The organism is Denitrobacterium detoxificans (genome assembly GCF_015062615.1).
Classification (GTDB): domain Bacteria; phylum Actinomycetota; class Coriobacteriia; order Coriobacteriales; family Eggerthellaceae; genus Denitrobacterium; species Denitrobacterium detoxificans_A.
This window is the reverse complement of the sequence record NZ_SUUH01000008.1, coordinates 1-15,868: the sequence shown is the minus strand read 5'-3', so window position 1 is coordinate 15,868 and position 15,868 is coordinate 1. Positions and strand designations below refer to the sequence as shown.

Here is a 15,868-nt window from a genome sequence, read left to right as displayed (position 1 = left end):
ACATGACTGGCTATAAACCAGGGCAGTACAACGCCATCACCTACCTGGAGGGACCGCTGCTCATCTGCGCAGGCGCCGGAAGCGGAAAGACGTTTACGCTCACGCAGCGCGTGGCGTGGTCGCTCCTGCCCGGCTCGGGGAAAGACGGAAAACCCTTCCTGGATTCCATCGACCAGGCCCTCATCATCACCTACACCAACAAGGCCGCAGGCGAGATCAAGGACCGTGTCCGCCAAGTATTGCGCAAAGAGGGCCTCGTAGAGGAAGCCCTGAAGGTCGATGCTGCCTGGATCTCCACCATCCATAGCATGTGCGGGCGCATCCTGCGCGAACACGCCTTGGAACTGGGCATCGACCCCGCATTCGAGCTCATCATGGGCGACCAGCAAGAACGCGCGCTCGAACAGGCAGTGGAAACCGTACTCGTTCGCGTGCGAGAGGACAACGACACGCGCTTCGACGCGCTCATCAACGAATGCGGCATCGACAACGTGCGCAGCATGGTGGGCAAGGTCCTAAACACGGCCGCCAGCCAGACCAAGGGACTCCAGGCATTCGACCTAGGCCCGCATACGTCAGACGCAGGCAAGCTCGCCCGCGAGCTGCTGGGGCTATGCGATGACCTGCAAGTTGCCGGCACCGACAAGAACAAGGAGGCGGCCGAAAAGATCGCCGACGCGCTGCGCGAAATGCTCCAGACCGGCAACGCCTCGCCAATCGCCCTAGCCGACATCCTAGACGGCGTAAGCAAGAGCAGCCTGGGCGGGAAAAAGGCCGCCGATCTCAAGGCATTCGTTACGGAATGTGCAAGCCTGTGCAAGGCCGATGCCGCAGTGCCGTACATGGAAGCGCTCTTGCTGCTCGCCACCGAAGTCGACAAGGCGTATCACGACCTGCTGGCTTCCCAGGCATACATCGACACGGGCGACCTCATTCGCACCACGCTGCGAGCGTTTCGCGAACACCCCGCCATTGCAAAGGAATACACCGAGCGATTCCGCCTGATTATGGTGGACGAGTTCCAGGATACGAGCCAGCTGCAGATCGATATGATCGAGCAGATTGCCGGCCCCGCCAAAACGCATTTGTGCACCGTGGGCGACTCGCAGCAGAGTATCTACCGCTTCCAAGGCGCCGACGTCGAGGTATACCTACGCCACAAGGAAGACATGCTGGGGCTTTCGCCCGTTGCAGCCCACCGCGAGGAACTGGGGCACAACTTTCGTAGCCACGGTGACGTACTCGCATTCGTGCGCGCCATCTGCGGACGCAAGGGTTACTTCACCGAAGAGTTCCTCGACCTGGAAGCGGCAACCGAAGGCAGGCCCTGGAAGGGCGAAGGGCCGCGCATCGAGGTCATGCTCACCGAGCATCCCTATAAGGGCGGAAAGGAATTCGCCACCCAGAAGGAAGCCGAGCTCATCGCACAGCGCTTCAAGAGCCTTGCCGACGCGGGCCACAGCCCCGGAGAAATGGTCATCCTTATGGGATCCACTTCGAAGGCAAGCGTATATGCCCAGGCCGTGCGCGACCAAGGCATGGAATGCGTCATCACGGGTGGCTCGAAGTTCTTCGAAGGGGAACACGTACGCACCTGCCAGCGCCTGCTGAAGGTGCTTGCCAACCCTCACGACACGGAAAGCCTATTCGTGGTGCTCAGCAGCGACGTGCTGCCCGTATCCTCCACCGACCTTCTATACCTGGCCACGTATAAGACCGAACCGCAAGGTGTTTTCATCAGGCAAAACCTGTCCAAAGGTCTTCTCTACAGCGACCATGAACCCATGGAGCAATCCCCGCTGATGCGCCATGCCACCACGGTGTTGCGCCACGCCTGGGATAAGCTGGGCGTCGTGGAACCCGGAAGACTCTTCTTGGAGACCATCGTGGAGTCTGGCTGGCTTTCACGCCTAGAAGCGCAAGGGGCCGAAGGACGGGCGCAAGCGGCTGACATCCTGAAGTTCGCGAACATGGTTAGCGAAAAGGCGCACAAGAACGGCTACGATATGGCACGCTGCGCGCAAGCCATGAGCGATGCCGCACAACTGGGGAGCGAGAAACCCGGTGCGCTTTCTACGGAAGAAGCCAATGCCGTGCGCATCATGACCGTGCATGCATCCAAGGGTCTGGAATTCCCCATCGTCGCCGTTGTCGATTGCTACGAAACGCGTAACCGGGGAGAGAAACCCGCGCTTCTCTCCGACGCGGGCACGGTGTTCGCCGCGTTCTCCACGAGCGGCATCAAGCCCGGCGAAGAGGATGATTTCAGCGTGCGGGACGCGAGCAACCAGCTTGAGCACGCAAGCGCCATCTGCCGCATCAACGCGGAACGCGAATACGAGGAAAAGAAGCGCCTCTTCTATGTTGCCGCCACGCGTGCCAGCGCGGGGCTTATCGTATGCATGAAGCACGCGATCACGAAGGACGGAACGTACAAGCAGGTTATGGGCGACATCCTGGCAGGCCTCTGCCCTGGCCAGGCAGACTTCCCCGCTTCCAGCTGTACCTTGGAATACGGTGGCAGCGAGCCGCTCGCGTTCACGCGCCATATGGTGTACGACCCCTCCACCGTGGAAACCAGCGCTGTCGACGACAAGGCCACGACCGAGCAAGAACAAACGCCCGAGCAGGAGAAGCGCGAGCAGCCCATCATCATTCCGCAGTTCTCGTTCCCGCCTCAGCCGCGCACCGTGGCCCTGAACGCGCACGATGATTTCTTTTCGTATTCGTCCATCGCCCCCGAGGGCTCTCACGGCGTCGCACACGCTCAGGACGAGGAACCCGCCGGCGAACCCGCAGAGCCCATCGAGCCCGCAAGCGGCGACCAACCCGCCAACGACGCCGACAAGGCGACGTCCTTCGGTTCGGCATTGCACATGGCCTGCGAATGGCTTGCCCTGCAGACGAGCGAACCGTCGGAAGCGGATATCGATGAGGCGCTCGAACGCTTTGCCGCAGTTTGGGGCGTTTTCGACGTCGAACGCCTTCGCAATGCCTTTATGCGCTGGCTGCACTCGAGCATCAAGGAGCGCAGCTTCGCGTACGCCCATCACGCCCCCGAAGTGCCCTTCAGCGCTGCCATTGGCGAGCGCATCCTGGAGGGCGAAATCGACCTGCTCTGCTACGACGATGCGGCCTCTGGCGCGCTTATCGTGGACTACAAGACGGGTGGCAGCCAGGCGGAAACGGCCGCGGCTCTGCACGACAAGCACCTGCTTCAGGCGCAATGTTACGCCTACGCCGCGTTGCAAGCAGGGTTTTCCCAGGTAGAAGCTCATTTTGTACGCGTTGAGCAGGAAGATGCAGCTCGCTCGGGACAGCCTCAGGAAGTGGTGTACTCCTTCGAGAAAGCCGATTTCGAAGAGCTTCAAGCGATCATCGAACAATAGGATTTGAGCTTCGTACACCCCAGGATATACCGCGTGGTACACCCTGGGGTGTATTGTCGCGCGTGCACTGTGACTGCTTCGTGATAGGGGTACCTATGCGAAAACAGGAGCGTATTATCCAAACTGTCCCTGATGCGACGGGGCTACCCCCCTCTAAACCCTCCCCGTCGCACTTCTCAGAAACAGATGAGAGCGCCGAACTGCAGACGGCGCTCTCTTTTTATCCTCTCGCAGCGCTGAGAGCGCATCGCGGACGGGTGACAGGGGGACGTACCTTCTGTCACCTCCGCGTCGCTTGTTTTCGACTCTGCAAAAAACTGCTTCGGGTTGGGGCGATAAGGCAAGGAAGGTCAGAGGTGACAGAAGGTACGTCCCCCTGTCACCCGAAAGCGCGGTATTCCAGGCTGGAAGGTTAGTCCACACCGTAGAAGCGGGCAAAGTTGTCGTAGAGCATCTTCTGGTTTTCCTCGTGGCTGTACCCAAGGGCCAGAAGGCGCGCGAATTCGTTTTCGGGACTCCACATGGGATAGTCGGTGCCCCACATAATGCGATCGACGCCCAGATGGTCGACCAGGTAGCGCGCTTCTTCCACCGAAGCCCACCCGAGCATGCTGCTCGTATCGAAGGCGATGTTGGCACCTGCACGCACCGCCGCCTCAATCACCAGGGGACGACGCTTCCAAATGCGGCAGCAGCCGAAATGCGCGGCGTGCACCTTCAGATCGGGCACCTCCTCGAGCACGCGCATCAGGCGCTCGGGGGCGCTATAGTCGTAGCGCTCGTCGCCCACGTGCAGCAACATGACCAACCCGCGCTTCGCAGCCTCGCGATACAACGGCATCATGCGCGGGTCGTCGATGTTGAAATACTGCATATCAGGATGCAGCTTGATGCCCTTCAAGCCCAGTTCATCCAGCTCGTCGAAGAGCACCCCGAAATCGGGCATGTCCGGATGAGCGGTTCCCAAGCCCAAAAAGCTATCGGGGGCGCTGGCAACCTCGTCGGCAATGAAGTGGTTGATGCTGCTTACCTGCTTCACCGTAGTCGCCACGCTGAAGATGAGAAACTTCTCGACGCCCAGGGCGCCCGCCTTCGCAAGCAGGTTCGATGCGGTAGGCACGCTCTCATACATGTCGGTGCGGTAGAACGCCCCGATGGCCGTGGAGGCCTTGGAGGCAATCTTCTCCTTGTAGACGTGGGCGTGCGCATCGGCAACCCTATACACCGAACCGTCGAGTGCAGCGATGGTCATGGGAATCCTTTCACCGTGGTTTCGACGATTACTTTACCACGCGATAGTGACCCGCAACACCACAAGGCGGGCCCTCCGTAATGGATGCAAATAATAGCCAGTTAGCGAAAGGGGAGCTATCGCTTGCGACGGCCACCACGCGAGCGAATGCGGCTGGCCTCTTCGTTGCGCTGTTTCTGCTGCTCGTTCTCTTCCGTGAGACGCAGGTACGATTCAAGGCGCTGCGGCGGAATCCGGCCCGCTTCGACCGCTTCGCGCACAGCGCAGCCAGGCTCGGCCCCATGTTTGCAATCGCGGAAGCGGCACTCCATTGCCGCCCTGTCGATATCGGGGAAAGCCGCTGCGATGCCCGCATCGGCGTTCCAAAGGCCCAAGCCACGCACACCGGGCATATCAACGACCCACCCGCCATCGCGCACGGCCACCATGCTGCGGTTCACCGTGGTATGACGACCTTTGCCATCGGTCTCGCGCACGGCAGTGGTCTGCTGCACCTCGCTGCCCGCCAGCAGGTTTACCAGGCTGGACTTTCCCACGCCCGAACGACCGATGAGCACGGCCGTGCAGCCAGCGGGAATGCACGCGCGCAGTGCCTCTACGCTGGGTGCGTCGAATTCGGAAACCACGAGCACGGTGTCGTCATTGGTGGCAATGGCCCGCACGAGCTCGGTGGTGTCGCGAAGCTGCGCCTCATCCTGGGCCAAATCGGCCTTGGTAAGTGCCACCACTACGCGCGCACCCGTCTCGTGCGCAAGCACCAACTCACGTTCCAACCTGCGAATATTCAGCTCGAATAGAGGATGAGCCACGACAACCACGTCGAAATTGGCCGCAAGCGTCTGCGGCAGCGAACGCTCGGCGGGATCCTTGCGCACAAGCGAGCAGCGGCGCGGAAGGATTTCCAAGATCTGCGCGATATCGGCCGCTTCGTCAGTCTCCACCATGACCTCGTCGCCAATGACGGCGCGATGCTTCTTGCCCTTCACGAGCGCCGTAGCGTGCTTGCAGCGAAACTGAGCGCCATCCTCGGTGCGCACCAGGGGAAAGCCCCGGTCGAGCTGCACCACCCGTGCCTTTAGGCGCATTACCGCCGCCTCTCTCGCAAATAGTAGTACGCACCCATGAGCACGACGCCAACGCCGCAGAGCACAATGCCGGGAATGAAGTCATTCAGATTAAGCGCGTCGTGCGTAATGCTTCCCGACTTCAGCGCCTTCACGGTGGTGGCGTGAATGTCCTGCGAACCCTCATGCTCGGTGCAGGCAATATGGAACTCGCCCTGCACCTGCAGCGTCGTTCCGATGGAATCGTAGCCGCCGTACACGTCGATGAGATCCAGATCGCTTTCCTTTATACGCACGGAGATGGTCCCCTCGCGCGAGGCATCCTGGCTGGAAAGCGTGATCCAGGCATACTCGGTACCGGTATCGTTCACCGCGTCGCCCACGACCTCGCCAACAACCTGCACCGTGGTGCTATCAAGCGAAGCGTCGCCATTCACCAGGTCGTAAATGCTCGTGTCGTACAGGAACGAGTTGTCGGGCATCTGCTGGGTATTGACGAGGTTATCGCCCTCGTCGCTGCCATCCACGGCCCATGCCTGCGCCCAAGTAGGAACGCTCATAAGGACAAATGTGATGGCGGCGGCAATCACCAGGGCAAGCGCCCGCTTCAGCTTGTCGCTCATCAACGGTCCCCCTTCTGCGCACGAGACGCCAGGCGCGGCTTGCACGACACCAGAATCTTGATGCCCACGGCCAGCAGCGTTACGAATTCCAGACGGCCCGCCCACATTTCAGCGATGTAGATGACCTTCAGCGCAATGGGCATGCCAGCACTGGTGATGCCCGCCGACATGCCGCCGTTGCTGGCCATGGCAATGCTTTCCATAAGTGCATCAACGGCATCGTAGCCCAGGGCGATGCCCGCAAGGGCACCCACGATATACACCAACACGAACATGATGAATACCGTCATGGCTTCCTTCACCTCGGCTGCGCCCAGGCGCATGCGACCAATGTGAAAATAGCTCGTCTGAATACGCGCGGAATCGGGCGAAGCCGTGATCTTCATCGTTTCAATTGCGGACTTGCCGATGATCACGATACGACGCAGCTTGATGCCGCCCGACGTGGACCCCGAAGAGCCGCCAATGGCCATAGCGATGGCCAGCACCAGCAGTGCGCCGGAAGGAAACACCGCATTGAGCTGGTTGCTCGTAAGCGTTGCGAAGCCCGCAGTGGTAGATGCGGAAACGAACGTAAACAAGCCCATGCGCAACATGGTGGGCGCATTGCTGAGCAACGCCACGCCGGCAATGCTCGCGGCGAAGATGGCGAGCATGATCATGATCCACAGCGCACCCGAGCGAATTTCCATGTCATGCAGAAACACTTCGATGCGGCCCTTGATCACCTCGCTCTGCAGGCTAAAGTTGATGGAGCCCAGCAGCATGAGCACCATGAGCACCACTTCGATGACAACGCTGTGGTAATACGCCACGTTGGTGCTATTGGGAGAAAGGCCCACGGTCATAAAGCTGGAAACGGCCATGAACACGCCATGGAACAGCGAACGCGCAAGCGTCATGCCATGCGCCAGCATGCAGGCGATGAGCACGACAGACGCCGCGCCGATAACGGCAAGCGATAGCTTGATGGTGAACTGGGCCGTCTGCACCACGTTGGGCAGCACGTGCTCGCTGTGGCCTTCCGAGTCGTACAGGCTGGAATCGGTTACCGCGCCAAATACGCCAAATGACATGGCAACGACCACCAGGCCCAAACCGCCCGAATACATGGTGACCAGGCGCCAGATGCTATCGGCATAGGACAGATGGTCGGGCTGGGAGATGATAGACGCACCCGTGGTGGTAAACAGTGCCATGGCGTCGAAGAGCGCGTCGAGATACGAACCATAGTGATTGCTCATGACCAGCGGAACCGCACCCATAAGGGCCGCGGCGAGCCATGCGAAGCTCGTGATTGCGATGGCCTGCTGCCTATTCAAGCGACCGGGTTCGATACGCGCCATGCGCAGCGCGGAACCAAGCGTAAGCGCCAGGCCCACCGAAAACAGATACCGATGAGCTGGTTCCCATTCCTTGGTCGCGAACGCCACCACAAGCGGCACGATCATGCCGATACCCACCAACGTAAGCAATACGCCCAGGTAATGGGCGATTACGCGGAAGTCATAGAATGTATAGCGCTGCCACATGTCCTATCCGATGACAAACTTGACCGCAACCACGATGATGCCCAGCACCACCACAAAGCACAGCGTGGACAGCACAAGGATGCATACGCCCATAACGGACGTCCCCATACCAGTTACCTGTTCGCGCTGAATCTTTCGCATGCTGGCATTCTATCGCGAATCGATGCCAAGGATGTGGAGAGAATAAGACCAGACGGCCACGTAAGCCGTCTGGTCCTTGGGAAACGCTTTTTTGGCCGAATGACCACCCCACTGCGGGACGGGCAGAGCGACGCCTAGGCCTCCAAGCGCGCAGGCTCGGGAGCGGGGTTTTCGACGGTAGCGGCGTAGCGCAACTCGTCGTTCAGATCGATGGTGACCTTTGCGCCCTCCATCACGTTGCCGCGCACCATCTCGTTGGCAATGCGGTCCACGATCTCTTTCTGGATGAGGCGCTTCAGCGGACGCGCGCCAAACACGGGATCGTAGCCATCCAGGCTGAGCTGCTGCATGGCCGCCGGCGTTACCACCAGGTGGATGCGACGTTCCGCAAGGCGGGCACGCACGTCTTCCAGCTGCAGGTTCACGATGGGCTCGATGCTACCCAGCGACAGCGCGTTGAAGATCACCGTATCGTCGATGCGGTTCAGGAACTCGGGGCGGAAGGTTCCGCGCAGGGCACCATCGATGGCCTGCTGCATCTGCTTCTCGTCGCCATGCTCCGCAAATTCGCGAATGAACTGGCTGCCCACGTTGCTCGTCATGATGATGATGGCGTTCTTGAAGTTCACCACGCGGCCCTGGCCATCGGTAAGGCGGCCATCGTCGAGCACCTGCAACAGGATGTTGAAGACATCGGGATGGGCCTTCTCGATTTCATCGAGCAGGATGACGCTATAGGGACGGCGACGCACCGCTTCGGTCAGCTGACCACCCTCGTCGTAGCCAACGTATCCCGGAGGTGCGCCAATCAGGCGCTGCACGCTGAACTTCTCCATATACTCGCTCATGTCGATGCGAATCATGGCTCGCTCGGTGTCGAACAGGTATTCCGCCAGGGCCTTCGCCAGCTCCGTCTTGCCCACGCCCGTGGGACCCAGGAACAGGAAGCTGCCGATGGGACGGTCGGGATCAGAAAGGCCCGCGCGATTGCGACGAATGGCGCCTGCCACGGCGGCCACGGCCTCGTCCTGTCCCACCACGCGCTGATGCAGGCTATCTTCCAAGTCGGCAAGCTTTGCCATTTCGCCCTGCATCATCTTCGAGACGGGAATGTTCGTCCAGGCGGAAACCACCTCGGCGATTTCCTCGTCGGTTACCTCTTCCTTCAGGATGGCGCCGCTCGCCTGCTTCTCGTTGAGCTCCTGCTCGGCGGCAGCCAGCTCCTTCTGAAGCTGGGGAATGCGAGCGAAGCGAATCTCGCTGGCCAGGGACAGGTTACCCTCGCGCGTGGCACGCTCCTCTTCGGCGCGGGCGTCGTCGATGCGGGTCTTCAGCTCCTGCACGTGCACGATGACGTCCTTCTCGTTGCGCCATTCGGCCTTGCGAGCGTCGAGATCCTCACGCGCCGCGGCAATCTCGTGTTGCAACGCCGCCAGACGCTCACGGCTCGCCGCGTCATCTTCCTTCAGAAGCGCCTGTTCCTCGATCTGCATCTGGGTGAGCTTGCGATTCGCCAGGTCAATGTCTTCCGGCATGCTGTCGATTTCGATGCGCAGGCGGCTCGCCGCCTCGTCCATGAGGTCGATGGCCTTGTCGGGCAGGAAGCGGTCGGAGATGTAGCGGTTGGAAAGGTTCGCTGCTGCCACCAGGGCGCTGTCGGTAATGCGCACGCCATGGTGAATCTCGTACTTTTCCTTCAAGCCGCGCAGGATGGCGATGGTGTCTTCCACCGTAGGCTCGCCAATGACAACCGGCTGGAAACGACGCTCGAGGGCGGCGTCCTTCTCAATGTACTTGCGATACTCGTCGAGCGTGGTGGCACCGATGGCATGCAGTTCGCCGCGTGCCAGGGCGGGCTTGAGCATATTGCCGGCATCGAGCGAGCTATCACCCGTGCTACCTGCGCCTACAATGGTGTGCAGCTCGTCGATGAACAGAATGATGCGACCGTCGGAGTCCTTCACCTCGCGCAGCACGGCCTTCAGGCGGTCTTCGAACTCGCCGCGGTACTTGGCGCCGGCCATCATCGAGCCCAAATCGAGCGCAATGATGTCACGGTCGCGCAGGCTGCTGGGCACGTCGCCCGCAACGATACGCTGGGCCAGGCCCTCCACGATAGCCGTCTTGCCAACGCCCGGCTCGCCAATGAGCACGGGGTTGTTCTTCGTGCGGCGGGAAAGCACCTGCACGGTACGACGGATTTCCTCGGAACGGCCAATGACCGGGTCGAGCTTGCCCTCGCGCGCTTGCTGCGTCAGGTTCTGGCCATACTTCTCCAGCGCTTCGAACTGCGCCTTTTCGGTCTGGTCGGTAACGCGCGTGTCGCCGCGCAGGTCCTCGTAGGCCTCTTCGATGTTCTTGCGCGTGACGCCCGCGGCATTCAGGATCTTGCCCGCGTCGCCCTTGTCGCTTGCCAGGGCAATAAGCAAGTGCTCGCTGGTAGCGTACGTGTCGCCCATCTTTTCGGCGGTCTTCACGGCCTCGTCGAGCAGGTTCATGAGCTGCATGCTCGGTGCGCCGGAAATGCCCATCATGCCGCCGCCGCTTACCTTCGGCATGGCATCGATCTTGTCGTTCACATTACGCAGAAGCTGCCCCGCGTCGGCGCCAATGCGCTTCACGATGGCATTCAGGTTGTTCTCCTGCGATTCCAGAAGCGCCTTTAGCATGTGGATGGGCTCGGCCTGCGCCGAACCGGCGTCGCTGGCAATGGATATCGCGTTCTGCAGAGCCTCCTGCGCCGTGATGGCCAGCTTCTGAAGATTTCCCATGTTCATGGTCTCTACCTCCTTCGAGGTTGCTGTGATGAGGGATGTGCCCGGTAGCAGAATGCGCGGGCGATAAAAGGGTGCTAAAGAATCGACCAAACGGAACGCGGCCCGTTTGGTCGTCAGGGTCAGGGAAGACGGCGAAGCGAGTTGGTCTGCGCAACCACGAGCGACGTAACGCTCTCACGCGTTTCCAGCTCGTGCACGCGGTCGGCCAGGCGGCGCACCTTCTTGTGCAGGGAATCGATTTCCTCGTCGCGTTCGGCAACGCGGCCCTGCAGGTCGAGGATGCGAATGACGCCAGCCAGGTTGATTCCCTCGCCGGTGAGCTCGTTGATGAGCTCGAGCCGTTCGATGTCGGCTTGCGAGTACATGCGCGTGTTGCCGCTGGTGCGCTTGGGTGTTACCAGGCCCTTCTGCTCGTACGAACGCAGCGTCTGCGGATGCACGCCGGCAAGCTCAGCTGCCACGGAAATCATGTACAGGGGGCGATCACGATCGTCCATTACCATGTTCTCACCTGCTCTTCCGTTGCCGATTCATATGCTTCGATAGCCTTGCGCTGCTCGTCGTTCAGCTCGCGCGGCACCTTCACGTGCACGGTGAGGAGCAAATCGCCCGATTCGGTGCTTTGCACGCGGGGAGCACCCGCGCCACGCACCTTCAGAACCGTGCCCTCCTGCACGCCAGCGGGAACCTTCACGCGGACCTTGCTGCCATTGGGAGCGGGAATGTCGACCGATGCGCCTAGGGCGGCCTCGCCAAAGGTAACGGGCAGGTCCATGAGCACGTTGGCGTCGTCTCGCGTATACAGCTCGTGCGGCTCGATGTGCGTGGTTACCAGCAGATCGCCTGCAGCACCGCCATTTGAGCCAGGTTCGCCCTGGCCACGGAAGCGCAAGCGCGATCCTTCCACGGCGCCCGCAGGCACCTTGCAGGTGAAGGTCTGCGTGCCCTCGCGACCGGGAACGCGCACGCTCACGCGCTTCTCGCATCCGGTAAAGGCCTCATCGAACGTGACTTTTAGCGTAACGTTGATATCGCGACCCTTCATGGGACGCGGGGCGCGCTGCGCGCCGCCAAAGTCTCCGAAATCCCACGAGCCACCAAACGCGCCTTCGCCGCGGCGAATGCTTTCCAGAATGTCGGCCCAGCTGCCAAACCCGGCACCTGCGCCACCGCCAAACGGATTGCCACCGCCCCAGCCATGGGGAATCTTATTGGCATCGCCCGTTCCATACTGGTCGTACAGCTTGCGCTTCTTCTCGTCGCCCAGCACCTCGTAGGCTTCGTTAATCTGCTTGAACTTCTCTTCATCGCCGCCGGCATCGGGATGCTCCTTGCGAGCCAGCTTGCGATACGCCTTCTTAATCTCGTCGGCCGATGCGTTCCGTGAAACGCCCAGCGTCTTGTAGTAATCCGGAGTTGCCATAACGTTTCACCTCTTTCAATACGCAACCAAACCAAACTTCCATCAGGGCGGACAGCGAAGCGCCTTCGCCCGTGAGCCACCGCTGCGAGGGGAATACGGGTTCCATCCCCCACGACCGGCAATCGGTTTCGCTTCACCACCAGCGGTACCGCCAGGGAGAAAGCCCTACCTGCAGCGGGGCGACTCCGGGTTCCCGAGGGGACCCTCTGAACGCCAACTCCGCGCTTGGCTGAGCCAAGCGCAAGTTAAAGCATGAAGCAACGCAGCGCATGAGCGATGTTTTTCGCCCCATTGAGGGGCGAAAAACGAGCGAACAGCGGAGCGGGGCGTCCCCTCGGGAACCCGAAGCCGCCCCGCGGACGAGCAAGTTACTCTTCCTTCTCGCGAGCAGGGCCGCCCGTAGCTACCGTTACCATTGCCGGGCGAATCACCTTCACGCCCATCTTGTAGCCCTTCTGGTAGACCTCTTGCACGGTCTCGTCGGGCACGTCGGGGTTCGGAACGGTTGCAACCGCCTGGGCCTCGAGCGCGTTGAACGCCTGGCCAACCGGGTCGATCACTTCTACGCCAGCCTTGGCAAGCACGTCGGCGAACTTGGTGTGCACCTTCTGCACGCCGTCGAGCAGGCCAGCTTCGCCATTGTTGGCAGCGTAGTCGATGCTGCGCTCGAAGTCGTCAAGCACGGGGATAAGCCCGCTCACGATGCCTTCGCATGCGCGCTTCTTCTCTTCTTCGCGCTGCTCGTTCATGCGACGGCGGTAGGTGTCCCATTCCGCATGCAGGCGCATGTACTTGTCTTTCCACTCGGCCACTTCAGCCTGCGCGGCGGCAAGGGCGTCTTCGGCAGAAGGCTCTGCGTCGTCGCTGGGGGCGTCGGCCGGGGCCGCCGTAGCGGCCTCGGCATCAGACGGGATGGAAGCAGCTTCGGGCTGGGCGGCGGTTTCCTCTTCCGAGGCGACCTCGCTGTTGTTGTCCTTGGCCTCTTCCATGTTTACTTACCTTCGTTCTTGTTGTCGTCGACGACCTCGTAATCGGCTTCGATGGGGCCGTCGTTGTTGGCGGCAGCACCCTGAGCGCCCGCGGCGGCGTCGGCACCAGCCTGCTGCTGGCTGTAGACGACCTCGGACAGCTTGTAGCCAGCCTGCTGCATCTTCTCAGTAGCAGCCTTCACGGCTTCGATGTCGGTGCCAGCCAGGGCTTCCTTGGCTTCCTTCACGGCGTCTTCGGCAGCCTGCTTGGTATCGGCAGGAACCTTGTCGCCCAGGTCGCGCAGCGTCTGCTCGGTGGCGTTCACCAGGGAGTCGCAGTTGTTGCGAGCTTCCACTTCTTCCTTGCGCTTGGCGTCTTCCTCGGCATGGCTCTCGGCGTCCTTCACCATGCGATCGACTTCATCGTCGGAAAGTGCGGTGCTGCCGGAAATGGTGATCTGCTGCTGCTTGCCGGTGCCCAGGTCCTTTGCGGAAACGTTCACGATGCCGTTGGCGTCGATGTCGAACGTGACCTCGATCTGGGGAATGCCGCGGCGGGCAGCCGGAATGCCGGAGAGCTGGAACTTGCCGAGCGTCTTGTTGTCGGCCGCCATCTCGCGCTCGCCCTGCAGGACGTGAATCTCAACGCTCGTCTGGTTATCGGCGGCGGTGGAGTAGATTTCCGTCTTACGCGTAGGGATGGTGGTATTGCGCTCGATCATCTTGGTCATGATGCCGCCCATGGTTTCCACGCCCAGGGAGAGCGGGGTAACGTCGAGCAGCAGGATACCTTCAACGTCGCCAGCCAGAACGCCACCCTGAACGGCAGCGCCCATGGCAACTACCTCGTCGGGGTTCACGCTCATGTTAGGCTGCTTGCCCGTGATCGTCTTCACCAGTTCCTGCACGGCGGGCATACGAGAGGAGCCGCCAACCAGCAGAACCTCGTTCACATCGCCCGTGGAAAGGCCAGCATCGGTGAGGGCGCGCTGAACGGGCTGCTTGCAACGCTCGAGCAGGTCGTGCGTGATGCGCTCGAACTCGGCACGCGTAAGCGTGTAGTCCAGGTGCTTCGGGCCCGTGGCATCGGCCGTGATGAAGGGCAGGTTGATGTTGGTCTGGGTGGTGCTGGAAAGCTCGATCTTAGCCTTTTCGGCAGCTTCCTTCAGACGCTGCAGGGCCATCTTGTCGCCACGCAGGTCGATGCCGTTTTCCTGCTGGAACTTGTCGGCCATCCAGTCGATGATGCGCTGATCCCAGTCGTCGCCGCCCAGGTGGTTATCGCCAGCGGTGGAGCACACTTCGAAGACGCCGTCGCCCAGCTCGAGCACAGACACGTCGAACGTACCGCCACCCAGGTCGAACACCAGGACCTTTTCGTCCTTGTTCGTCTTGTCGAGGCCGTAGGCCAGAGCAGCGGCCGTGGGCTCGTTGATGATGCGCATGACTTCCAGGCCGGCGATTTTGCCTGCGTCCTTGGTAGCCTGACGCTGAGCGTCATTGAAGTACGCGGGAACGGTGATTACGGCCTGCGTGATAGGGCTGCCCACCTGCTTTTCTGCGTCGCTCTTCAGCTTCTGGAGCACCATAGCGGAGATTTCCTCGGCCATGTAGTCCTTGTTGTCGATGTCGACGACGGCGCGGCCGTCCTTGCCGTTCTTCACGGTGTAGGAAACGGTCTTCTGCTCTTCGCCGGTTTCGCTGAAGCTACGGCCAATGAAGCGCTTCACGCTGGAAACGGTGTTCTCGGGGTTGGTAACGGCCTGGTTCTTGGCGGCCTTGCCAACCACGCGCTCGCCGTCCTTGCGGAAACCGACCACGGAAGGCGTGGTGCGGTCGCCTTCGGCGTTGACCAGGATTTCGGGCTCGGAGCCCTCCATGACGGCCATGGCCGAGTTGGTGGTACCCAAGTCGATGCCGATGATCTTTGCCATAATGCTGTTCCTTTCCTTGTACTTGCTGCGCTGCCCGGCCCGAGTTTGCGAGATGCCGATGCGGGCGCTGGCAAGCTTTCTTTGCATAACGGCACTATAAAATCTAAGTCTCCATCTGTCAAATTTCCTAAAACCGAACGGTTATAATTTTTTATACCACCCCTGAACTGGGCAAAGACAGCGCGGGCGGGTCGGTCAAGATCTCACAAGACCTTAGTCGCAACCATTCCGTAACTTTTGCGACACATAACCCCCGTTATGCCCATTTTTCTGAAACGCACCTGTTCACGGGTCTGCAACGCCATACGGGGCCATCGCCTCCACTTCGCCGTCAATCAAAGCCACATAGGGCTTTTTTTCAAAATTGCCTTGCAAAGAAACGGAGTCATGCTATTTTGGGCGCATGGAGAAAGCAGACATGGGTTAGGGACCTATGAATAGAAGGAGGCCATCATGGCACGTCCCCTTATCAGCACGGATGATTGCATTGGTTGCGGCATTTGCGTAGATGCCTGCCCCCAGGGCGTTCTGGAGGTAAACGGCGGTGCAGTGGAAGTCGCCAACGAAGATTCCTGCATCGCATGCGGCGAATGCTTGGAAGAGTGCCCCATGGGCGCCATCACCGAGATTTCGGAAGACTAGCGCGCCACGGCATAGCCAATCTGGCAAAGGAGAGCCCGCAAGGGCTCTTTTTAATATGAGCAGGACATTGTCAAGAGGCAAAACCGGGCCTGACCCCCAATTCGAGGGGCCAGGCCCTTCCTC

General features: G+C 60.7%; 12 protein-coding genes. 2 read left to right on the top strand and 10 right to left on the bottom strand.

Features of this window, described 5'->3' with window-relative positions; genetic code table 11:
* Nucleotides 1-2 precede the first annotated feature (2 nt).
* Nucleotides 3-3,389, top strand: coding sequence for an exodeoxyribonuclease V subunit beta (locus E7002_RS08710; RefSeq protein ID WP_303728506.1), 3,387 nt, complete (start codon nucleotides 3-5; stop codon nucleotides 3,387-3,389).
* Nucleotides 3,390-3,801: 412 nt separating this feature from the next.
* Here E7002_RS08710 and E7002_RS08705 read toward each other — a convergent pair whose 3' ends face one another.
* The 10 genes from E7002_RS08705 to dnaK form a co-directional block, all read right to left on the bottom strand.
* Complete coding sequence (locus tag E7002_RS08705; RefSeq protein WP_303728504.1) at nucleotides 3,802-4,641, bottom strand: amidohydrolase family protein; 840 nt, start codon at nucleotides 4,639-4,641, stop codon at nucleotides 3,802-3,804.
* Nucleotides 4,642-4,757: 116 nt separating this feature from the next.
* Entirely contained in the window at nucleotides 4,758-5,726 is a 969-nt protein-coding gene (rsgA, locus tag E7002_RS08700) for a ribosome small subunit-dependent GTPase A (RefSeq protein WP_303728503.1), read from the bottom strand.
* Nucleotides 5,726-6,328 carry a hydrolase gene (locus tag E7002_RS08695; RefSeq protein WP_303728502.1) on the bottom strand — a complete coding sequence of 201 codons (603 nt, stop codon included), beginning with the start codon at nucleotides 6,326-6,328 and terminating at the stop codon, nucleotides 5,726-5,728. The genes rsgA and E7002_RS08695 overlap by 1 nt, the downstream gene beginning before the upstream one ends.
* Nucleotides 6,328-7,860: a TrkH family potassium uptake protein gene (locus tag E7002_RS08690; RefSeq protein WP_303728501.1), complete on the bottom strand. Its 1,533-nt coding sequence runs from the start codon at nucleotides 7,858-7,860 to the stop codon at nucleotides 6,328-6,330. Before E7002_RS08690 ends, E7002_RS08695 begins: the two co-directional genes overlap by 1 nt.
* 3 nt (nucleotides 7,861-7,863) lie before the next feature.
* A complete protein-coding gene (locus E7002_RS08685) occupies nucleotides 7,864-8,001 on the bottom strand; it encodes a hypothetical protein (RefSeq protein WP_156501468.1) in 138 nt (45 codons plus the stop codon).
* A 134-nt stretch (nucleotides 8,002-8,135) separates the two neighbouring features.
* Nucleotides 8,136-10,778, bottom strand: coding sequence for an ATP-dependent chaperone ClpB (clpB, locus tag E7002_RS08680; RefSeq protein ID WP_303728500.1), 2,643 nt, complete (start codon nucleotides 10,776-10,778; stop codon nucleotides 8,136-8,138).
* 119 nt (nucleotides 10,779-10,897) lie between these two features.
* The gene (locus tag E7002_RS08675) at nucleotides 10,898-11,275 is read right to left on the bottom strand and encodes a heat shock protein transcriptional repressor HspR (protein ID WP_303728499.1); all 378 of its coding nucleotides are present in this window, start codon (nucleotides 11,273-11,275) and stop codon (nucleotides 10,898-10,900) included.
* Nucleotides 11,275-12,201, bottom strand: a complete 927-nt coding sequence (locus tag E7002_RS08670; RefSeq protein ID WP_303728498.1) for a DnaJ C-terminal domain-containing protein — start codon at nucleotides 12,199-12,201, stop codon at nucleotides 11,275-11,277. The genes E7002_RS08675 and E7002_RS08670 overlap by 1 nt, the downstream gene beginning before the upstream one ends.
* 368 nt (nucleotides 12,202-12,569) lie before the next feature.
* On the bottom strand, nucleotides 12,570-13,190 hold the full coding sequence (locus tag E7002_RS08665; protein ID WP_303728497.1) for a nucleotide exchange factor GrpE: 621 nt from the start codon (nucleotides 13,188-13,190) through the stop codon (nucleotides 12,570-12,572).
* A gap of 2 nt (nucleotides 13,191-13,192) precedes the next feature.
* Nucleotides 13,193-15,103, bottom strand: coding sequence for a molecular chaperone DnaK (gene dnaK, locus E7002_RS08660; RefSeq protein WP_303728496.1), 1,911 nt, complete (start codon nucleotides 15,101-15,103; stop codon nucleotides 13,193-13,195).
* A gap of 453 nt (nucleotides 15,104-15,556) precedes the next feature.
* On the opposite strand from dnaK, the gene E7002_RS08655 reads away from it, so the two are divergent.
* Nucleotides 15,557-15,745 (top strand): 4Fe-4S binding protein, encoded by a 189-nt coding sequence (locus E7002_RS08655; RefSeq protein WP_066659855.1) that lies wholly within the window; start codon nucleotides 15,557-15,559, stop codon nucleotides 15,743-15,745.
* The last annotated feature ends 123 nt before the right edge of the window (nucleotides 15,746-15,868 follow it).